Annotated in this window: 14 protein-coding genes; 7 read left to right on the forward strand and 7 right to left on the reverse strand. The window is 42.4% G+C overall.

What is annotated here, in order from left to right:
• Positions 1-303 precede the first annotated feature (303 nt).
• Positions 304-972, reverse strand: coding sequence for a c-type cytochrome (locus ACT3QQ_RS01385; protein ID WP_444526609.1), 669 nt, complete (start codon positions 970-972; stop codon positions 304-306).
• 307 nt (positions 973-1,279) lie between these two features.
• Positions 1,280-1,615 carry a c-type cytochrome gene (locus ACT3QQ_RS01390; protein ID WP_444526610.1) on the reverse strand — a complete coding sequence of 112 codons (336 nt, stop codon included), beginning with the start codon at positions 1,613-1,615 and terminating at the stop codon, positions 1,280-1,282.
• Between the two features lie 404 nt (positions 1,616-2,019).
• Here ACT3QQ_RS01390 and yihA point away from each other — a divergent pair, with 404 nt between their 5' ends.
• Positions 2,020-2,775 (forward strand): ribosome biogenesis GTP-binding protein YihA/YsxC, encoded by a 756-nt coding sequence (gene yihA, locus ACT3QQ_RS01395; RefSeq protein WP_444526611.1) that lies wholly within the window; start codon positions 2,020-2,022, stop codon positions 2,773-2,775.
• Between the two features lie 121 nt (positions 2,776-2,896).
• Here the strand turns inward: yihA and ACT3QQ_RS01400 are convergent, their stop codons facing one another.
• Together ACT3QQ_RS01400 and ACT3QQ_RS01405 are read right to left on the reverse strand one after the other, a co-directional pair.
• The gene (locus ACT3QQ_RS01400) at positions 2,897-3,604 is read right to left on the reverse strand and encodes an HAD-IA family hydrolase (protein WP_444526612.1); all 708 of its coding nucleotides are present in this window, start codon (positions 3,602-3,604) and stop codon (positions 2,897-2,899) included.
• Positions 3,605-3,756: 152 nt separating this feature from the next.
• Positions 3,757-4,767 (reverse strand): RluA family pseudouridine synthase, encoded by a 1,011-nt coding sequence (locus ACT3QQ_RS01405; protein WP_444526613.1) that lies wholly within the window; start codon positions 4,765-4,767, stop codon positions 3,757-3,759.
• Between the two features lie 1,174 nt (positions 4,768-5,941).
• On the opposite strand from ACT3QQ_RS01405, the gene ACT3QQ_RS01410 reads away from it, so the two are divergent.
• Entirely contained in the window at positions 5,942-10,003 is a 4,062-nt protein-coding gene (locus ACT3QQ_RS01410; RefSeq protein WP_444526614.1) for an Rne/Rng family ribonuclease, read from the forward strand.
• 168 nt (positions 10,004-10,171) lie between these two features.
• Here ACT3QQ_RS01410 and ACT3QQ_RS01415 read toward each other — a convergent pair whose 3' ends face one another.
• A complete protein-coding gene (locus ACT3QQ_RS01415; RefSeq protein ID WP_444521025.1) occupies positions 10,172-11,104 on the reverse strand; it encodes a DUF808 domain-containing protein in 933 nt (310 codons plus the stop codon).
• Positions 11,105-11,508: 404 nt separating this feature from the next.
• Here ACT3QQ_RS01415 and ACT3QQ_RS01420 point away from each other — a divergent pair, with 404 nt between their 5' ends.
• The 5 genes from ACT3QQ_RS01420 to ACT3QQ_RS01440 all read left to right on the forward strand — a co-directional run bounded on the left by ACT3QQ_RS01420 (position 11,509) and on the right by ACT3QQ_RS01440 (position 17,504).
• Entirely contained in the window at positions 11,509-12,363 is an 855-nt protein-coding gene (locus ACT3QQ_RS01420) for a DsbC family protein (RefSeq protein ID WP_444526615.1), read from the forward strand.
• Between the two features lie 400 nt (positions 12,364-12,763).
• On the forward strand, positions 12,764-14,119 hold the full coding sequence (locus tag ACT3QQ_RS01425) for a homoserine dehydrogenase (RefSeq protein WP_444526616.1): 1,356 nt from the start codon (positions 12,764-12,766) through the stop codon (positions 14,117-14,119).
• 110 nt (positions 14,120-14,229) lie between these two features.
• The gene (locus ACT3QQ_RS01430) at positions 14,230-15,411 is read left to right on the forward strand and encodes a thiolase family protein (protein ID WP_444526617.1); all 1,182 of its coding nucleotides are present in this window, start codon (positions 14,230-14,232) and stop codon (positions 15,409-15,411) included.
• 401 nt (positions 15,412-15,812) lie between these two features.
• On the forward strand, positions 15,813-16,661 hold the full coding sequence (locus ACT3QQ_RS01435; RefSeq protein WP_444521029.1) for a DUF2382 domain-containing protein: 849 nt from the start codon (positions 15,813-15,815) through the stop codon (positions 16,659-16,661).
• 240 nt (positions 16,662-16,901) lie between these two features.
• The gene (locus tag ACT3QQ_RS01440; RefSeq protein WP_444526618.1) at positions 16,902-17,504 is read left to right on the forward strand and encodes a YsnF/AvaK domain-containing protein; all 603 of its coding nucleotides are present in this window, start codon (positions 16,902-16,904) and stop codon (positions 17,502-17,504) included.
• Between the two features lie 116 nt (positions 17,505-17,620).
• On the opposite strand, the gene ACT3QQ_RS01445 is transcribed toward ACT3QQ_RS01440, so the two are convergent.
• Both ACT3QQ_RS01445 and secA read right to left on the reverse strand, forming a co-directional pair.
• Positions 17,621-18,151 carry a hypothetical protein gene (locus ACT3QQ_RS01445; RefSeq protein WP_444526619.1) on the reverse strand — a complete coding sequence of 177 codons (531 nt, stop codon included), beginning with the start codon at positions 18,149-18,151 and terminating at the stop codon, positions 17,621-17,623.
• 230 nt (positions 18,152-18,381) lie between these two features.
• A complete protein-coding gene (gene secA, locus ACT3QQ_RS01450; protein WP_444526620.1) occupies positions 18,382-21,165 on the reverse strand; it encodes a preprotein translocase subunit SecA in 2,784 nt (927 codons plus the stop codon).
• Positions 21,166-21,589 lie beyond the last annotated feature (424 nt).

Raw genomic sequence — 21,589 nt, forward strand, 5'->3', positions numbered from 1 at the left:
CAAACCAAACAAGTGCTAGTACTACGCATAGTAGATTGAACATATTTGACACGGCTGATCGTGTTTTGAGGTTGGTATAAAGTGAATAACGATAATTTGTAATTATACAGAGCAACGACTGGCTTCTGTAAATGAATTCATCTAAATAATGTCTTAATATAAGGGACAAACAGTTATAAAAAAACCCCGAAATCGGGGTTTAGTCATTCAGATATAATCAATATGCGATTCAGTACTCAGTGGCTTTACTTAATGATCTTCTGTGCAAAGCAAAGTATCAGGTCTTGAATCAGTACGACTCAATTAGTGAATAGCGCTTACATAGTCTGACAGGATACGAATGTCACGATCTGACAGTTTTGATGCAACCGTTTGCATCATACCCATCTCGCCCTCTTTAGCTGCGTCATTAACTCGTTTTTGATCATCGCTATCGATATCATCAACACGTCCAGCGGCACGGAATAGTTTTAGCTGAGTTGAAATATACTCAGCATGCTGACCGCCTAACTTTGGAAATGCAGCCCAAGTGTTACCTGCAGCATCTGGACCATGACAGCCTGCACAGCCAATAACGCCGCGCGACTTATCACCGCCCAAGAATAGCTTAGTCGCTTCTTGGTTGGTTACAGGATTACCATAGCCAACACCCCAAGGCGCTTGAGTAGCATAATAACCTGCTACGTCAGCTAGGTCTTGCTGAGATAGGTTAGCAACTTGTGACTGCATAATACCGTTTTTGCGATAACCTGCTTTAAAGTTGACTAGCTGTTTATACAGGTACTTCACATTTTGGCCGCCAAGGTTTGGCTGTGCAGGAACAACACTAACGCCATTAAGACCATGACAAGCAGCACAAACGGTTTCTGCAATTTTTTGACCTGCATTGACGTCATATTCAGGAACAATAATAGCAGCTTGTACGCTGAAACTTGCAACGCATAAGCTGGCAGCAGCGATTAACTTTTTCATTGATACAAATCCTACTAGCTCGGCGTAAGCATTATTTAGAGTGATTGCACGGGTAAGATACCTGATATAGCCGCCTCTTTAATTATGAGAGTAGCATATATTTTAAGGTCTTGGACACAAGCAGTCTGAAAGTACTTACTAACATCAGGGTTTATTTTCGATTATTATAGCAAGACTTTGTATCATTTGCCTACTTAATCATAGTATCCATCAGTTTTCTGGCAACACAATACACAATATGACGCAAAAATAAAAAGCGCAGATAGGTTGTTAACCCAGCGCTTTACTTTATATTTTTATAAGCTAATTATTTGCTCATATACTCGATAAGTTGGCGATAGTCGTCATCACTACAATTGTCGCAAAGTCCACCTGCTGGCATTTGCGGCATACCACCTTTGACAGACTTGATGAGCATCGGCATGCTTTTTTGTTCAATCAGCTGTTGCCATTTGGCACTATCACCTTTTTTTATGGCATTTAGCGCTCCACTATCGTGACAGACTGCACATGAGTTATCATAGGTAGTGGCGATATCCGCCGCACCTGCGCTGCTAATCATAATGCCACTGAGTAATAATGCAGCACTGCTAGCCGTTATAGCGCGATAACTCGTGCTAAGAAGTTTATTGATTGAAAACATAGAGCACCTCCTCGTGATATTTCACGTGTCTCATCAATCGTTCTGTTAAACGTCTTTCATTGAACATTGTAACAATATATGTCATGTAAACATAGAGAATTTGGATATGGCCTCATTAAAGCTGAGAACTTGTCTTAATGACTGACCAACTTTAATGTTATCCTACTATTTATATGATGCTAATCGCAGTTATTTCAATAAGTAAGACACGGAATAGTATAGAATAGCCAGTAATATTAAATAGCTACTTTTATGACTTGCACATAACTGTATCAATGAAAAACAGCCTTTTGCTTTATTTTACCTATTGCTTTACTAATTACTTGATCACACCGATGACTTGAATCATCAGCTGACTAAAATTTTATAATCGCATCCAATTTTTTAAGATTAATGAGCCATTTATGAGTACCCCGTTTAACGATGTCGCCGCTGAACATGCCTTGTTCAATACCAAATCTCGTCAGAAAATTCAGCAAACTGAGTTTATGATGTCAGCACCTACTTTTCGTCTCTGTCCACCTGACATGGGATTGGAAGTCGCTTTTGCAGGGCGCTCAAACGCCGGCAAATCATCAGCCATCAACGCCTTAACCAATCAGCGTCAATTGGCTCGCTCGTCTAAAACACCTGGACGCACGCAGATGATTAACTTTTTTAGTATCGGTGATACTGACAGACGTTTGGTCGATTTGCCTGGTTACGGCTATGCAGCTGTCCCGCTAGAGATGAAAAAAGAATGGCAAGTTGAGCTAGAAGAATACTTGGTATCACGCTCAAGCCTTGCAGGTCTGGTACTGATGACAGATATTCGTCATCCGCTTAAGTTTTTTGATGAGCAGATGCTACACTGGGCAAAAGATGGTGAGCTACCAGTACATATCCTACTGACCAAAGCAGATAAGCTAAAATACGGTGCTTCCAAAAACGCCCTACTTGAGACTCGTAAACGTCTGAAAAAACTGGGCTTAAATTGTACCATTCAGTTATTTTCGGCCCTCAAAAAAGAAGGTCTCGAGGAGTTGGCTGGGATAATGGGCCGCTGGTATGAGTATAAACTTGATGCAGACAAAATCGTTGAGTCATCTTTTGCGTTGCTAGAAGGCGCTGAGTTAGAAGAGGCTATTGAGAAAGAGAGCGGCGAAAAAGAGAGCAAATAATTACTAAACTCTCTAATCAAAAGGGTTTATCGCTATTACGATAAACCCTTTTTTGTTGTCTGTTTTTTTAACCCATTATTATCGGTATGCTAATAAAACAATGAGGATCATAAAAATAGCGCTACCTGCATAACAAGTCAACTAGCGCTTGCGGAGTCTCAACATGAATGGTTGGATTTTGCGCAGCAAGCTCTGCACTTGTTGCCGTACCATAGTCTACCGCTATACTAGTCATACCTAATGCTGTTGCCATCTGAATATCATAGATACTGTCGCCAATAAACACGGCGTCAGCAATCTGCTGCTGCGTATAGTCCAAGATATCAGTCAACATCTGAGGATCAGGTTTTGATCCTGACTCATCAGCACAACGCGTAATCGCAAAATAATCATGGCTATCTGAAGCATCTAATACACGATCCAACCCTTTTCTTTTTTTACCAGTTGCTACGGCGAGCGTTTTACCCTGCTGTTGCAAAGTTTGTAACATACGCTCTATCGGTTCAAAAAGTGGCGTGCTATGACTATTGGCAATATAGTGCTCTGCATAGGTTTGCTGAATGGCAATCAACTGCACATCGTTTGCCTGAGGATATAAAATCTTAATTCCGTTCATTAAGCTCAGACCAATGATATCTTTTACGGCTTTATCAGTCGTCTCAAACCCGTGTGCCTCCCCAGCCACATGCATAGATTCAACGATTAAACCAATTGAATCCATTAGCGTGCCGTCCCAATCAAAAATAATCAATGTCTTATCTGACAAACGATGTTCTGTTGATGGTTGAGCCTCTATAATGCGCTCTGAAGTTGTCGTTGGTTTAATCATGAATTTACCTTAATGAATAATAAATAGCAGATACTAAAATGAATAATAAATAGCAGATACTAAAACGTCACGGCGGCTTATTCGTAAAAATAAGAGTTCGTGACGTTTAGGAGTGTATAAAATAGTTTGGCTTGAGAGCTTATTTTTAACAGCTACTCAGGTAACTTCGTTGTTTCTGGTAGCCAATCTGCCATGTCGTCTGGTAATGGTGCAGTAATAGTCTCGTAGCCTGGAATATCTAAGCGCCATGCGTGTAGACATAGACGATGGACGCCTGATTTATCATGAACGTTATATTTATCATCACCTAGGATGGCATGACCAATATGTGCCAAATGCACACGGATTTGATGAGTACGACCCGTTAATGGCTTGGCTTCAATTAAGCTTACTGGCTGACCATTAATCGTAAAACGATCATGGATTACAATATCAGTTTGGCTTTCTTTTGCTTGTTCGTCTTGGACGTCGACTTTGACTCGGCGCTCACCGCTAGCAAGCGTATAACGTAGCAATGGCGCATTGATACGTTGCTCATTAAGCGCTGGTTGCCCTTTGGCAAGACATAGATAGTGCTTTTGAATGGTCTTATCTACCAAATATTGCTGCAACACTTTAAGCGTTGAGCGTTTTTTGGAAATCATCAGCAGACCTGATGTATCTTTATCGATACGATGAATCAGCTCTAGGTATTTTTTACCTGTCACTTCACGCATTGCTTCGATAACCCCAAAGTCTAAACCACTGCCACCATGTACAGCGATGCCAGACGGCTTATTTAACACTAGCAAACCGTCATCTTCATAGACCACACGAGCCAGTAAGCTCTTAGCAAACTCGGTACTAATAATTGGTTTTTCGCGCGTTGCTAGCTCTACAGGGGCAATACGTACCACGTCTTCACGCTGCACTCTATCGTGTGCCTTGCAGCGCTTATTATTGACGCGTATTTCATCTGAGCGAATCATTTTGTAGATATGTGATTTTGGCAAACCTTTTAAGCGATTTAACAAAAAATTATCCAAACGCTGATCGTGTTGATGGCGCGTTACTTCAAGGTAGTTCACCTTACCGAAGTTGCTAATCTCATCATCGGCGCTTTGCGGGCGTGTTTTGCTATTGAAAATAGCAGGGGCTTCATGGGTAGGAGCGTCGTCAGTCATTTTTGAGTTTGTCATTTTTAGTTAGGTATTTACACAAAGATTTGCTATAGTTTAGCATGTTGAGCGACAATTAAGCAGATGCGACAGCAATAATCATTGTTGTTACAAATAGTTGACCACCGTTTTACTACTACTTGCTAGCAAAGAGGTTAACACTATCTATTCTGCTGACATGATACGTTTCATCTGATTTTAGGGCACATTATTTACTTAGAGGTACTACTTACCAAATATAGCCCTGTAAATTAAAAATACTGTACTGAATGTTATTCGGTACCATAAAATAAATAATGACACTAAATACCATCGTGTTAATAACTCTGACAATAAATCAGCTCATTAACCGATTACAACACCACATTGACTCACAAATTGCATGACAACGACCGTACTCGATAACCAATCATTATTTAATGACTATTTATCTGATGGTTCTTTATGCCAGTATAGTTGAGCAAGTATGGGTAGTTTAGCGTTAGAATCGAAAAGTAACTCGATAGCTGCCTAAGTATCGGTGGTCAAACAGATGACGATAACAATGTAAATACGATGCCACGCTGATAAGCTGGTCCATTACTCTGTTTGCCAAGTACGCCCCGCTGATAACAAAAGCTGCGACACCTAACCTTGAGATACCTAAGATATTATTGACGTTATACAAAGAACGATAAACAAAGAGTAACCAATTGCTTCGCCTGAATAAACAACCGCTGAATGACGCCACTATATAGTAGCAATCATGACCGCGATATTATTGTTAGACTTTGATGGATGAATGGCAACAGCACCATGCCTTTTTAATATCAGTATTTTTTAGAACTGTAAATGACCCTCGCTCACGCCTACAACGTGCGCTGAAATCACTACCAATAGAACGTACTGAGAACAAGAGCGCTTTGACTTGCTGACCCAATCATATATGTACCAAGTTTACTGATGATAAGATATACGTACCATAGCCTTACGCCCTATATTACTGATATTAACGTGAGCACTGCTCATTACTTCAGGTAAAAAAGAAGCCATTGAAAAAGCCCCTGTGCTTTATGAAACCCACGATTTACGTTCTATCGTTAATAAACATCTACACATGCTAATCACAATATTAGCCACACTTGCCACTATGTCTTAAAGACTGTCTTATTGTTGTCATGCGTACTCATAGGATACAAATATGAAACGCATTTTAATCAACGCAACTCAAAACGAAGAGATTCGTGTCGCCTTATGTAAAGGCAATCATTTGTACGATTTCGACCTAGAAAACCGTACTCGCGAGCAAAAAAAATCTAACATCTATAAAGGTCATGTGACTCGTGTCGAGCCATCGCTTGAAGCTGTGTTCGTAGAATATGGCTCACAGCGCCAAGGTTTCTTGCCAATTCGTGAAATCTCTGCCGAATACCTAAGCGGCAATCCACGTGATGAGAACATCAAAAAACTGATCAAAGAAGGCGACGAGCTAATTGTTCAAGTTGAAAAGGAGGAGCGTGGCAACAAAGGTGCTGCCCTATCAACGTATGTATCGTTAGCTGGTCGCTATCTAGTATTGATGCCAAACAATCCTCGCGGCGGTGGTATCTCACGTCAAATCTCAGGCAAGCTACGTGAAGACATGAAACGTATGCTGGGCAATCTGGATCTGCCAAAAGGCATGAGTGTCATCATTCGTACTGCTGGTATTGGCAAAACCCAAGAAGACTTGCAGCACGACTTGAACCATTTGCTTAATATCTGGCAAGCTATCCAAGAACAAAACCAAAAATACCCATCACCGCGCTTGGTTCACCAAGAAGCTGGCGTTGTCACACGTGCGGTTCGTGATTATCTGCGTGATGATATCGCTGAGATTTGGATTGATAACGAAAATGCTTATATAGAAGCGGCTGGCTTTATTGATGCAGTAATGCCAAAACAAGCTGAAAAGCTACGCAAATATACTGATTATGAGCCGATGTTTTCGCGTTTTAATATCGAAAAACAAATCGAAACCGCTTATCAGCGCGAAGTTCGTCTGCCATCAGGTGGCTCGATCGTTATTGACCAAACGGAAGCGTTGGTTTCTATCGATATCAACTCAGCTAAGTCAACTAAAGGTTCAGATGTTGCTGAGACCGCTTACCATACCAACTTAGAAGCAGCCGATGAGATTGCTCGTCAACTACGTTTGCGTGATATGGGTGGTTTGATTGTTATTGATTTCATTGACATGAATGATAACAAGCACCAAAAAGAAGTAGAAAAACGTCTAATCGACGCGACCAAATATGACCGTGCACGTGTCCAGTTTGGTGATATTTCTAAATTTGGTCTAATGGAAATGAGCCGTCAGCGTCTACGTCCTTCTTTAGAAGAGTCAACTGGTTATATCTGCCCACGTTGTCATGGCAATGGTATGATTCGTGACCTGCGTTCATTGTCGCTATCTATCATGCGTCAAATTGAGCAAATCGCTCTTAAAGAGCGCCAAGGTGAAGTCCAAGCTGAAGTGCCAACTGACATCGCCGCATTCTTATTAAATGAAAAACGCGACAGCTTGGTTTATCTTGAGCAAGACAGTGGCACGCGCATCACGATTTTGCCACACGCACATTTAGAATCCCCAAACTTCAAACTGCACTTCAACCGTGATGGCTTTGCTCCATCGAGCTATGAGCGTATCACGGATACTCAGCAACAAGAGCATAGTGACCTTGGCTACAACGTTGACTGGCAAACTGCTGAAAAAGAGCGTCCAGAGCAGCAACCTACTCGTCAGCCTCGTAAAACAGCAAATGGTAATAATAAGCATAGCCGCTCAAACACACAACAGAATGCAGCTGCGCAAACGAAAAACGATACAGTAAATCATAGCAATGACCGTCGTAATCATAAAAACGCCAACGACGTTTCGCCTGCGCATGCACCGCAAGCCAGTAAAACCGCTAGTGTTGCTGCACCAGTAGCATCGCAGACACAGAGTATCGAAGCTACTGCTCAACCGAAAGCCGTTGCATGGTTATCAAATTTATTTGCCCAGGCACCGCAAGCGACTACAACACCTAGTGTTACTAGCCGAGATGCTGCTGAAGCCATCGAAGCCATCGTAAATACTGGTGCGCAAAGTTTAGGCTCTTTTGGTCAAGTTGATAGCAATGCATTGAATAACACTGATTCAAACCGTGAGCAGTCAACTCAACAAAACAACAGCCAGAGAAACGACAACCAACAGTCAGATAACAACGCTAATCGTCAGCAAGCACGTCGCAATGACAGCGATACTGATGACAACAGCAATGAAGATAGAAGAAGACGTAAGCCGCGTAAATCTAGATCTTCTAAACCACGTCAGAGAAAAGAAGCAACTGACGACACGACTAGTAACGCAAACAGTAGCTCAGAAAATGCTGATAACAAACCGTCTGATACTCAAGACCAAAAACAGCAAGACAAGCGCCAAAACGATAGTAGACGTACAAACGAGCGTAATCGTAATAACCGTCAAAACAGTAATCGTAATGCAAGCGAGCGTAATGATACTGATGATGAAAACAGCTCTACAGCAAGTGAGCAAACCCGTTCTAAGCGTAAATCGCATAGCCAACGTGGCTCACGCGGTAAACTAGAGCGCGGTGAGACACTAACGGCTGACAACGTCAAACACAGCAAGCAGCAGAATGCTAGAAATAACGATACTACCAATAGTAAAAATCAATCTAGCGCACGCCGTAACCAAGACCCTAACGAAGTTGTGCTACAAGTTAATGAAGCACCAACTGAGCTAAAAGCTTCTGAAGTGGTTCACCTATCTTTAGACGATAGCAAGTCCGCGCAGGCTAAGACTCAATCTAGTGAGAAGCAAAGCGCGACAAACAACGTGGTAAAAGATGAGCGTTCTGATAAGCGCAGTAGCCATGGGCAGAATACTGATAAGCAAACAACCAGTGCTCAGAACGCTGATAGTAAAGTTGACAACGACAAGAGCACGGTAGAAACCCATGCTAGTCAGGCAAATGATGATAAGCATAAATCTACCGAACAAGCTAAAGTGCAAAAGGATGCACCTAAGCATGAGCAGGCTGCTGAAGCTAAAGAAGCGGCTATAGCTGTAGAAGCACAGTCGACTTCTACAAGTAATACAGAAAAACAGGCAGAAACGCCCACGTCAGTAGCTGCTGATGTAGCAGAAACTACAGAGACTTCAAAACAGCAGAAAACTAAGACTGCTAACGATGTAAGTAAGAGTAGTGAAACTGAAAAAACTCAGTCTGATAGTGATAGCGCGAACGCAAGTAATGTGAGTAACTCAGCACTTGAGCTGACACATGAAGCATTGTTTGGTGCACGTTACGTGACTGCTGAGAAATTTGGGCAAGCGAGTAATGATCCACGCGCAGTACTTGGTCAGCAATCCGCTCAAGTGAACAAACCAGCTGCTACCAGTGTGCCAGCAATACGTGGTACGGTTGGCGAGTTCATTCGTGCAACGCTACCAGAAGCGCAAGCTCGCTTAGCAGAAGAAGGCGTTATCAATTGCTTTATCGCGACCATTGCGTTGCATAATGAGCAAGTTCAGAACGCTGATAATAGTTCTGATACTACTAGCCAGATCTTCGACTTTAGCAACTATGGCTATCAACCATTGGCTGCCGATTACCTCACACGCTTTGAAGTGATGACACAAGCCGTCAGTCAATTCGCAGCAGTACAGGGAAAGACAGACGTTGAGCCACGCGCTATTACTAAGCGTGCCAGCAACGATCCACGCGGTCAGCACCCTGATTATCAGGAATCAGCTGTATTAAGCGTACCTGCAGCACAGGTAAGTGACGTGGAGCAAGCTGATAGCGCAGTAGATGCGCATGACGTTGAAGCGACTGCCCTTGCGAATCAGGCTCAAACTGATGATATCAGTTCTGATAGTGAGCAATTGCTAGAAATCGAGCGTGCTCAGTCAGAAGCTAAGGATGCAGAAAACATAGCAGCAGAAACTGAGCAAATGACTGACTCAGCAGTAGAAGGCACTACTACAGAAGCGGACAAAGATGACAGTCAGGCAGCTAAGTCTAAGACGACCATCGCCAGCTATAAAAACATGATCGAAAATGTGGCTGAGCAATTACTACCACAGACTGGTATGTTTAATCTGACTACGCCAAAAGTACCAAAAGCGCGCAGTCGTAAGCCTAAGTCAGATCATAAAAAACCGACACAAGTAGAAAAATCGGAAACTGATGATACCAGCGACGATAGCTAAAAAGCCATAATATAAAAAATGTAAGAATACAAAAGACAAAGCCCCGATACTTGTAAGTATCGGGGCTTTTTATATTATTGACTTGATAGTGATAGGTAACTGACGATGCAATGATACGCTAACCAGTCTATTGTTGACGCCTATACTTTTTGGCGCTTTTATCCTGACTTAGTGCGCAGTAGAATCACTACCACGCATTTTGCCAATGGTTGTAATAATGGCCACTACAATAGCACCAACAATCAGTCCGACTAGCCCATTCAATAATGACGCGGTCAATCCTTCAAACACACCAGTAAGATGAGCAATGTCTTCTACGCTATGATGCAAAAAGCCAATGCCATGAACGATAATACCGCCGCCAACTAGGAACATCGCAATCGTACCCGCTATCGATAAGAACTTCATAAGCTTTGGTGCAGCTGCAAGCATAAACTCACCAAACTTGCGCTTGCTATCACCTGACTGAGAATTCTCAATCAAATGTAGACCTGCATCATCAATTTTGACAATGCCTGCAACCAGGCCGTAAATACCGACTGTTACCACAGCAGCTACAATCGAGAGCACGATACCTTTTTGGACAATATCGCCACCAGCAGCTGTGACCGCGCCTAAGGAAATAACAATAATCTCAGCTGATAAAATAAAATCAGTACGTATCGCGCCTTTGATTTTGTCTTTTTCAAAGGCAACTAAGTCTATATCATCATCCGCGTTGGCCTTTAGGCGGGCATTTTGCTCTTCATCGTGAGGCAATAACTTCGGCCAAAATTTGTGAATGACCTTTTCGGCCCCTTCATAACTCAGATACAGTCCTCCGAGCATCAACAGCGGGGTAATCAACCACGGAATAAAATAGCTGATCAAGAGCGCCGCTGGTACTAAAATCACCTTATTCACGGCCGAGCCTTTGGCAACCGCCCAAATGACAGCAAGTTCGCGACTTGGTTTAACCCCTGTAACCTGCTCTGCATTAAGTGCCAAATCATCACCAACTAAGCCTGCGGTTTTTTTGGCGGCGACTTTGGTCATGACGCCTACATCATCCATTAAGATACTGATGTCATCGAGTAAGGTTAATAAACTGGCACCTGCCATGCGTGCTCCTTAAAGCAAATTTGTTAAAGTGAGTCGTTCTCAGATGGTTCGCAAAAAGCATTTTATATAATTTTTATAAAAATAATGCGATTAGCTTTAGACTACAAGTTCAAGCAACTATGTTAAATAGCACAAATGTATCTTATTTTTTAAATTTATGCTGATAGCTATTCTTTAAAGTTGGCCTGGCTTATACTTCTTGGCTGCCTTCCCTTCGCTACTATTTAGCACAAATATGGTAATATGAAGGCTGTTACTGCCTATCTTTTATTATCAATAAGTTGTAAAAACTTCTTTAATGTTAAACCTTTAAAGCAGTACCAAGACACATTACTATATAGAAAAGTTCACAGCGCTTTTTATAACGAACTCATGATTAGGCGAGACGCCTATAGGAAACCCGTATGCCGTTCCCCACTATCAAAAATACCACCTTGCGTAATCCTCTTTCTCGTACCGTTCTATCTCGTTTTATGATGAGTGCTCTGCTGGTTGGTATCGCTGCTGGCTGCTCAAACAATGCCGCTGACGCAACCAGCAATACCAGTGTTGTAAACGCTGCACAGACAAAAGCCACTACTACTAAGCCCTCAGCTGGTAACGATGCTACTGTGGTACAAGCTTTACAGGCGAATCTAAAAAGCTCTGGTATTGAGGAAACTATCGTTTCAGCGGTACCGACAGATATGGATGACATTTATTGGGTGACTGCTGAAGGCCTACCTCCTTTCTTTACTGATAAAGCGGGTAAGCATATTATTCAAGGTCAGATTATCGCTGTGGGTGATGCCGCTCCAGTCGATATCAGTGCCGCCTTAACTGCTACGACCGCACAAGAAGCACTAAAAGCTGTCGATAAAAAAGACATGGTAATTTATCCAGCTCAAGGTGAAACCAAAGCCGTCATTTACGCCTTTACCGATGCAGACTGTGGCTACTGTCGCAAACTACATTCAGAAATGGATGATATCAATGCGCGTGGTATCGAAGTTCGTTATTTAGCTTGGCCACGCAGTCAACAGTCTGTACCAAAGATGGAAGCTATTTGGTGTAGTCAGGATCGTAAAGCGGCGATGGATCAAGCAAAAGTCGGTGCCAATGTTCAAGCCCCTAGCTGTGCCAATCCTGTCCAAGAGCATATGGCTTTAGGGTCAAGACTTGGTGTGCGCGGCACCCCTGCTGTGTTTACCGAAACAGGACAGCAAGTAGGTGGCTATCTACCTGCAGCAGAATTGGCACAAGCCGTAGGCGCTAACTAATAACTTGAGTTATTAATATCAGTGGCTCATATTAAAGTGACTAATATGAGCCACAAAGCATAAATGACATATGCATATGCCAAACAAGATTGAAGCTAACACTTTTGTATAATCGTAAGCTGATATAACCTTGATAACGTCGTCTTTATAACATTGATATTTATGACATGGCCTTTATGACATTTGTAGACGTCACAACGCCTTGTCGGTATGATACGATAAAGCACGATGCAAAATGAGTAACACCTTTTTATTTGAGCTTTTTTTATTCAACTATGATGAAGTAAATAAGCAAACAGGACTAGACAATGCATACAAACGCTATGTTTGTTGTTGCAGACTCATTTGATACTGTCATTGCTTATACTTACTTTATTGTATTTAACCTCTTGAGGATACTGTGAGTAATTCCATCAAACTAGCGATACTTGGTCTGGGCACCGTCGGAACGGGCGTGATCAATCTGATCAATGACAATTTAAATGAGCTAAAACGCCGTAGCGGACGCGACATTATTATTACCGAAGTTGGTACGCGTCGTCAGCGTGATGATATTGATACCAATATCATGCAAAACAGCGATCTGATGGCAATTGCCGCAAGCGACAACGTCGATATTGTTATCGAAGTGATTGGTGGGACTACCTTAGCCAAAGACGTCATTATGCAGGCCATTAAAAACGGCAAACATGTAGTCACGGCAAACAAGGCTCTACTCGCTGAACACGGTAATGAGATTTTTGCCTTCGCTGAAGAAAACAATGTGCATGTTGCTTATGAAGCAGCGGTAGCAGGTGGCATTCCAATCATCAAAGTGATGCGTGAAGCACTTGCTGCCAACAAAATCGACTGGCTCGCTGGCATCATTAATGGTACTGGCAACTTTATCATGACAGAAATGCGTGACAAGGGTCGTCCTTTTGCTGATGTATTAAGCGAAGCACAAGAGTTAGGCTATGCAGAAGCAGATCCTACTTTCGATGTTGAAGGTATCGATGCTGCTCATAAATTGGCACTACTCGCCTCTATCGCCTTTGGTATTCCGCTACAGTTTGATAAAGTCTACTGTGAAGGTATCACTGGTATTACCCTACAAGATGTAAACTACGCTGAAGAGCTTGGCTACCGTATCAAACATTTAGGGTTTGCCGTACGCCGCGATAGTGAAAAAGCTGGTGACGCAGGTGTTGAATTACGGGTACACCCAACACTTATTCCACAAGACGCACTATTGGCTAACGTCAACGGCGTGAAAAATGCCGTACTGGTCAACTCACACCCACTTGGGCAAACGCTCTATTGCGGCGATGGTGCCGGTGCCGGTGCGACAGCCTCTGCAGTGATGGCTGATGTCATGGATTTGATTCGTGTGCTCGGTAGCAAAGACAGCAACGATCAGAGTAACAGCGATCAAAATAACCATGGTCATCATGTTCCGCATTTAGCATTTATTCCTGAACAGCTATCAGACACACCTATATTACGTGCTGATCAGATGGTGACTGGATATTATTTGCGGGTGCATGCTTATGATAGCCCAGGTGTACTGGCAGATATTACTCGTATCCTAAGTGATGCTGGTATCAATATCGATGCCATCTTACAAAAGCCTGCACATAAAGTAGGTCAGGTACCTGTGATTATTCTGACGCTACCTGTGGTCGAGAGTCAGATGAATCTTGCTATCGAAAAAATTGAAAAATTAGAAACCATTACTGATAAAGTGGTACGCATACGATTAGATGAGCTAGCATAAACCAAACACTGAAGAAGACAGATGCTTATAATATAAACAGAAGCTAGCCAATTGGCATCTGATTTCTTGGGTAGATACTTAATCAAAAAACACAACAGGGAATAATAACGATGTCAAATGATGCAATTGTAATTTTAAACGGCGCACGTACACCAATGGGTGGCTTCCAAGGCGCACTAAAAGACATGAGTGCTACCGAGCTGGGCGGCGCTGCTATCAAAGCGGCTGTTGAACGCTCAGGTGTTAGTGCTGACAACATTGATGAAGTCATTATGGGTTGTATCTTGACTGCAGGTCTGGGTCAAGGCCCAGCGCGTCAAGCTATGCGTAAAGCAGGTCTACCGGATGCAACTGGTGCTGTTACAATCAATAAGCTTTGTGGCTCAGGCCTAAAAGCAGTCATGCAAGCGCATGATGGTATCAAAGCGGGCAGCTTCAACGTCGCTGTTGCAGGTGGTATGGAATCAATGACCAATGCACCATACATTATGCCAGGATCACGTGGCGGCTACCGTATGGGCCACAAAGAAGTTAAAGACCATATGTTCTTGGACGGTCTAGAAGATGCCGACACTGGTAAGCTTATGGGCATGTTCGCTCAAGAAATGGCAGATGAAAAAGGCTATACACGTGAGCAGATGGATGAGTTTGCTATTGAATCGCTAAACCGTGCTTTGACTGCTATCAAAGACAACCATTTCAAAGATGAAATCGAACCTGTCACGTTTAAAACTCGTAAAGGTGAGCAAACTGTCGATACCGATGAGCAGCCTGCCCTTGCGAACGCTGACCGTATTCCTACGCTGCGCCCAGCATTTGCTAAAGACGGTACCATTACCGCCGCAAACGCTAGCTCAATCTCAGACGGTGCTGCAGCCGTTGTGGTTATGAAAGAGTCACAAGCAAAAGCTGAAGGTCTTGATTACCAAGCTCGCATCGTCGCTACTGCCTCAAACTCTCGTCATCCGAGCGAATTCACCATTGCCCCAATCGGTGCCATTGAAAAAGTATTAGCAGGTGCTGGTTGGTCAGTAGAAGACGTAGACCTATGGGAAATCAATGAAGCCTTTGCGATGGTTACTATGGCTGCAATGGACGAGCTGAAAATTGACCATGCTAAAGTCAATATCGAAGGTGGTGCCTGTGCGCTTGGTCATCCAGTAGGCTGTTCAGGTGCTCGTATCCTTATTACGCTTATCAACTCTCTAAAGCGTACTGGCGGTAAAAAAGGTATTGCCACACTATGTATTGGCGGCGGTGAAGCGGTGGCAGTAGCTATCGAACTGCTTTGATAGCGCAGGCTTAGACAGGCATCCCGTCAACAGACTACAATTCGTCTAAATAATTTAATTGAAGACTTTCTAAAACCGCTTGGTATCAGACCAAGCGGTTTTTTATGTTTATCTACTTGAAATATATAGAAAATATTTCACTTTGTAAGCTGACGTTAATTTGCACCCTTGATTCTGTTATGCCGTTTACAGCCTCTTACATGCCATTACGGCAAGTGCACACTTTGCTACCTTGCTCCTATATCTCATCAAAAATCACGATGTTAGGATAGCTACAAGTTGATAGGGAAACTATTTACTTGGTTCACCGTTAACTGTAGTACATATTATTTTGCAAATAATTAATAACAACATTAACTATTAAATTATAAAAAATAAACTCGCGAATAAGGAATACAATAATGAGTCAACTAATCCGTTTAAAAGACATTCAAGCAACTCACCAAGAACTCATTGGTGATGATTATTATGATCCAACACACAAAACAGCCTATGGTATCAATGAAGAAAAAATCGGTAAAATCGAGGGTGCATTAGTAGAAGACACTACTGGTCGTATCCGTTATTTAATCGTCGATGCTGGTGGTTGGTTTAGTTCAAAAGAAGTGTTGGTACCAGCTGGTCTAGCACGTATTGTAGGAGACGATGTATTCTTTGATAGCTTAACCAAAACACAAGTAGAAGCTATGGATGTATACGATCATGATTACCAGTACAGCTATAAAGAGCAGTACGAAAAGGATCAACAAGCTTTTACTGCAGATGCTTTACCAGTTGAAGAGCGTATGGATATCACAGACAACGCATATGAAGCGCCAAACACGTTAGAGTTACTAGAAGAGCGACTTACTGTAAATAAAGACCGTATTGTTGCTGGTTTGGTAAAAGTAGGCAAACATGTGGTTACTGAAGAGCGTAACGTTAATGTAGACCTAGAAGAAGAACATGCCAATATTCAGCGTACAACTGTAGATCGTCCGACAGAGCGCCGTATCGGTGATTTAGGCGATAACGAAACTGTTGAAGTAGAGCTAGAAGCTGAACGTGCTCGTGTGAATAAAGATACCTATGTCGCTGAAGAAGTGAGCGTTGGTAAAACAACTGAACATCACACCGAAACTTTGGTTGAAACCATTCAGCGTGAAGAGCTAGATGTAGATAACGATGGTAACGTGGTAGATCGTGAAGGCAATTTGGTAGATCGTGATGGTATTACAGCCGACGACGTACGACATGCTCGTGGTATGTAATCTATGAAGCAACGTAACTTGATGACGTACTAGGTAAGAGACAGTGAAATACTGCTATCTAACAAAAAAGACTGGAGACTTTCTCTGGTCTTTTTTATTGATCGGTATTTTTTAACGTGACTGAATGCATTCTGTTGCATGATTCATACTGATAAACGGTCACTATATTTAGTATCTTAAACCATACAGATAGCTTTGAAAGCTTACAATCCATGATACCTATATAATAAGGAAATACTTATGTCTACTGACGACAATAAAATTACTGATAATAATGGTAGCTTATACAGAGATAATTTAGATCATATAGGTGATAGTAGCGTAGAAGGAAGAAAGGTAGCAGGCGATATTAAGAATACCGTCAACGTTGGTCATCTTGAATTATTAGAAGAACGACCTGTTATTAACAAAGAGCGTTTGGATGTTGGTAAAGTTACTGTTACCAAACATGCTCGTACTAAAACCATCGATGTACCTATCGATTTGATAGAAGAGTATATTACTGTACGCACCGACTATCACGATGCGGAGAGTCAAGACTTGCTATCTGGCAACTATGATGAAAAAGATATTCTACGCCATGTAGAGCCATCGCTTGATAGCAAAGCTGTGGTTACTATTAACGGTAAACAAATAGAAGTGGGCGATGAACCTATAGAGATCGTACTATCACGTCAGGTAGCCACTATTACCAAAGACACTTATGCCATTCAAGATATCGAAATAAACAAAAGCACCCATATACATACCGATAGTATTCAAATGGAGCTCAAGCATGAAGAATTAGACGTAGTGGAAGAAGGTCTACTAGCTCATGGCTCTGATAAGACTGAGTTGAAATAAGCGCTTATAGCTTAGTCACTACAAGCTTATATTGATAAAGACTATTCTGAAAAATAAAAAAGCAACGCTAGCTTAGCGTTGCTTTTTTTATTCTTACTATTTGCCAATTAGACCAGTTATGAAGCTTCATTACACTCGAATGTATTAACATTTGACTCATCTGCACCGGCGGTACGCATAACGCCAGTTTTACGATCTTCGTGCCCTACGCGCCATTGTGTGAAGCCTTGACCACCATCAATTGCGGTTGCTACTTCAAACGCTTCAGGATTACTACCTTCATTGGTCTGATTCAACGTGACTGTGCCCATATCAGTTGCGACAACAACTTGGTTGGTATCTTCTTTATAAGTCGCCTCAACTTTCAGTTCAGGTGTACATAGATATGACATCTGCATGACGCCGCTGTTTACTGAAGCGGTCGTATCACCTTCTACCTCATTAAGCGAAGCGTCTTCGGTATCGACGACGACATCATTAGGTTCAGCAGGCTCCGCTGACATTGGAACAGACTCTTCTGTATTGACGCCTTCCATACCTGCTTCTGGCTCTGGTTGCTCTTGACAGGCACTAACCGTTAGGGCGCCCGCCAACAAACTTGTTAAAACTACTGAGCTGCGTACTTTTTTTAAGAACTCTACACTCATAACACTCTCCCAAATAAATATGTTAATCACTATAGCGTGTCCATAAATTCACGCCTATGTTGAATTTGTAAGTAATCAATACAAAGTGTTTGTGGGTCTTAGTCTAGCAAGTTTTAATATTGGATAAATCAACTAGCAGATATAAAAAAGCCCCTACCTATATTAAGTAAGAGCTTCTTCAAACAAGAGCTTTTTTTAGTACATAGCACTCAATTTGCCATAATTAATGACTAGATTTTACCATGACATTGCTTGTATTTAAGACCAGAACCACAAGGACAAGGCGCATTACGGCTAATATTCATACCTGCGTATGGGTTTGGCTCACCGGCTACGCTACCTGCTACTGAAGCCGCTGCTGCTGCGCTAGCTACAGAACGATTTTGAGGTTGCGGCTGTGCAGCTGAGTTACTTGCTCCACTGTCTAAGTTATCTACATCGTCATGCTCAAACTGCATTTGCATATGGGCAGCGTTCTCACGTTGCTGAGCTTCTAATGCTTCTAGCTCTTCCTTAGTTGGAATATGCACACGTGACAAGTCTTGTACGGTCTCAGACTTAATCGCACCAAGCATCATTTGGAATAATTCAAACGACTCACGCTTATATTCTTGCTCAGGGTTTTTCTGTGCATAACCACGCAAATGAATACCTTTACGTAGCTGGTCCATCTGCGTTAAGTGCTCTTTCCAATGCTTATCTAGACTCTGTAGCATGAAATGACGCTCAAGCTGAGCGGCATCCTTTTCACCCATTTGCTCACGGCGACTGTGATAACGATCTATCGCCGTTTGAACGATTTTCTCACGTAGGCCTTCTTCATCTAGACGACGATCTTCATCCAACCAATCGTTGATTGGCATTGAAATTTTGAACTCGTCTTCTAATTCGTCTTCTAATCCGTCAATATTCCACTGATCATCAATAGAGCCAGGTGGAATAAACTGATTGATCATCGCGTTATATACTTCGTGATGCATCACCTCAATGGCTTCTAATAAGTCCATCTCTGCCAATAGATCATCACGCTGACCATAGATGACTTTACGCTGCTCATTAGCCACATCATCGTATTTCAGTAGGTTTTTACGAGCGTCAAAATCGCGACTCTCAACTTTACCTTGCGCGTTTTCAATCGATTTGGATACCATTTTATGTTCAATGGCTTCATCTTCTTTGAGACCCATCGCACGCATCATATTGACCACGCGGTCACCTGCGAAGATACGCATCAAATCATCTTCGAGCGATAAGAAAAAGCGCGACATACCAGGATCGCCTTGACGACCGGCACGGCCACGTAGCTGGTTATCAATACGGCGTGATTCATGGCGCTCAGAACCAATAATATGCAAACCACCAGCTTCAACCACTTTGTCATGCTTGACTTGCCATTGGTCCTTTAAGCGCTGCATTTCTTCTGGACTGACCGCGTCGATATCTTCGATAAACGACTGCCAGTTACCGCCAAGGATAATATCCGTACCACGACCTGCCATATTAGTCGCAATCGTGACTGATGTTGGGCTACCTGCTTGGGCGATAATCTCTGCTTCACGCTCATGCTGCTTGGCATTTAGGACATTGTGTTTCACGCCTTCTTGGTCGAGCAAGTAGGATAATTCTTCACTGGCTTCAATCGTCGCTGTACCAACCAGTACCGGCGCACCTTTGGCTTGAATTTCTTTGATCTCGCGGATGATACCTTTGTATTTGCCTAGCTTAGTCAAGAAAATCTGGTCATCCATATCGATACGAGCAATTGGCTCATGCGTTGGAATAACAATAACATCTAGATCGTAAGTAGATTTGAACTCGGAAGCTTCAGTATCAGCTGTACCTGTCATGCCAGACAACTTTTCATACAGACGGAAGTAATTTTGGAAAGTCGTTGTGGCGAGCGTTTGGTTCTCTGCTTGAATTTCGACATTTTCTTTGGCTTCTACTGCTTGATGCAAGCCTTCTGACCAACGACGGCCAGGCATGGTACGGCCTGTATTTTCATCAACAATAACGACTTCGCCTTCATCCACGATATAGTGAACGTTTTTGACAAATACATGATGTGCACGAATGGCTGCTTGAACATGCGCCAATAACGGCAGACGACTTGGGCTATATAAGCTTTCATTTTCACCAAGCTCGCCCACTTCAATTAAGAAGCGCTCAATTTTTTCATAGCCTTTTTCGCTAATCTCAATTTGGCGATTTTTTTCATCAATCCAGAAATCTTCGTCTTCATTGTTCTTGTTTGCTTCTTCGTCTTTTGAACGGATCAACACAGGAATAATCGTATTGATCAGCGCGTACATGCGCGAAGAATCTTCGGCTTGCCCTGAAATAATGAGCGGTGTGCGAGCCTCATCAATCAAGATTGAATCAATTTCATCGATAATACAGAAGTTTAGCGGGCGTTGCTTTTTCTCAGCAAGACTAAAGACCATGTTATCGCGCAGATAATCAAAGCCGTATTCGTTATTGGTACCATAGGTAATGTCGGCTTGATAAGCTTCGATCTTTTCTTGCGGCGGCTGCTGTGAGTAAATCACACCAACGGTCATGCCCAAAAACCCGAACAGCGGACGGTTTAGCTCAGCATCACGCGCGGCCAAATAGTCATTTACCGTAACTAGGTGAACCCCTTTGCCACTGATAGCGTTTAGATACATGGCTAAGGTTCCCATCAGGGTTTTACCTTCACCAGTTTTCATCTCAGCGATTTTACCTTCGTGCAGGGTGAGACCACCGATCAGCTGCACATCATAGTGACGCATGTTGTTGACACGTAACGATGCTTCGCGGCAGACAGCAAATGCCTCTGGCAACAACGCATCTAAGCTCTCGCCTTTTTGATGACGAGCTTTAAATTCTTCGGTTTTTTGTTGTAATTGCTCATCAGACAGGGCTTGAATTTCAGCCTCTCGTGCGTTGATCTTGCTGACCACTTTACGCATGCGTTTTAATTCGCGGTCATTTTTGGTGCCAACCACACCGCCTATAATCTTTGATAACATAATTTTTTGACCTATGGAATATTCGATAATTAGTACGCATTAGCCAAAGTTTAGCTCGCGGCCTTGTCCTCATTCGACTAAGTACTACCTAATTTAGTATCGCCCAATTAAGTGTGCCGTCATTATATATGGTTATGGCGCTGATGGATACAAGGGCAACGAGTAGATATTTGCCACGGTAAAAACCCAGTATGACGTGTTAAAATAGCGAATACCTTCTTAAATTTCTTAGCTTTTTTAGCGACTTTTTTTATTTGTCGCAGTTTGATTCTTATACGCTTGCTATCGCTGCATCTTGGCTCAATATTTATTATTGAACCATTTATCTACAAGTGACTAGCCTATTGATAAAGCCAAAGCGATATATCAAGCTCATACATAAGATCAATATTCCTTTAACGCTCCTATCAAAAACTATTTATTA

Source organism: Psychrobacter sp. AOP7-A1-24 (assembly GCF_052376235.1).
In the GTDB taxonomy this organism is placed as follows: Bacteria; Pseudomonadota; Gammaproteobacteria; order Pseudomonadales; family Moraxellaceae; genus Psychrobacter.

What these genes read in the sequence shown, in the direction of transcription:
- ACT3QQ_RS01385 (WP_444526609.1), bottom strand. Translation starts at nt 972, where the DNA reads ATGAAAAAGTTAATCGCTGCTGCCAGCTTATGCGTTGCAAGTTTCAGC.
- ACT3QQ_RS01390 (WP_444526610.1), bottom strand. Translation starts at nt 1,615, where the DNA reads ATGTTTTCAATCAATAAACTTCTTAGCACGAGTTATCGCGCTATAACG.
- yihA (WP_444526611.1), top strand. Translation starts at nt 2,020, where the DNA reads ATGAGTACCCCGTTTAACGATGTCGCCGCTGAACATGCCTTGTTCAAT.
- ACT3QQ_RS01400 (WP_444526612.1), bottom strand. Translation starts at nt 3,604, where the DNA reads ATGATTAAACCAACGACAACTTCAGAGCGCATTATAGAGGCTCAACCA.
- ACT3QQ_RS01405 (WP_444526613.1), bottom strand. Translation starts at nt 4,767, where the DNA reads ATGACTGACGACGCTCCTACCCATGAAGCCCCTGCTATTTTCAATAGC.
- ACT3QQ_RS01410 (WP_444526614.1), top strand. Translation starts at nt 5,942, where the DNA reads ATGAAACGCATTTTAATCAACGCAACTCAAAACGAAGAGATTCGTGTC.
- ACT3QQ_RS01415 (WP_444521025.1), bottom strand. Translation starts at nt 11,104, where the DNA reads ATGGCAGGTGCCAGTTTATTAACCTTACTCGATGACATCAGTATCTTA.
- ACT3QQ_RS01420 (WP_444526615.1), top strand. Translation starts at nt 11,509, where the DNA reads ATGCCGTTCCCCACTATCAAAAATACCACCTTGCGTAATCCTCTTTCT.
- ACT3QQ_RS01430 (WP_444526617.1), top strand. Translation starts at nt 14,230, where the DNA reads ATGTCAAATGATGCAATTGTAATTTTAAACGGCGCACGTACACCAATG.
- ACT3QQ_RS01435 (WP_444521029.1), top strand. Translation starts at nt 15,813, where the DNA reads ATGAGTCAACTAATCCGTTTAAAAGACATTCAAGCAACTCACCAAGAA.
- ACT3QQ_RS01440 (WP_444526618.1), top strand. Translation starts at nt 16,902, where the DNA reads ATGTCTACTGACGACAATAAAATTACTGATAATAATGGTAGCTTATAC.
- ACT3QQ_RS01445 (WP_444526619.1), bottom strand. Translation starts at nt 18,151, where the DNA reads ATGAGTGTAGAGTTCTTAAAAAAAGTACGCAGCTCAGTAGTTTTAACA.
- secA (WP_444526620.1), bottom strand. Translation starts at nt 21,165, where the DNA reads ATGTTATCAAAGATTATAGGCGGTGTGGTTGGCACCAAAAATGACCGC.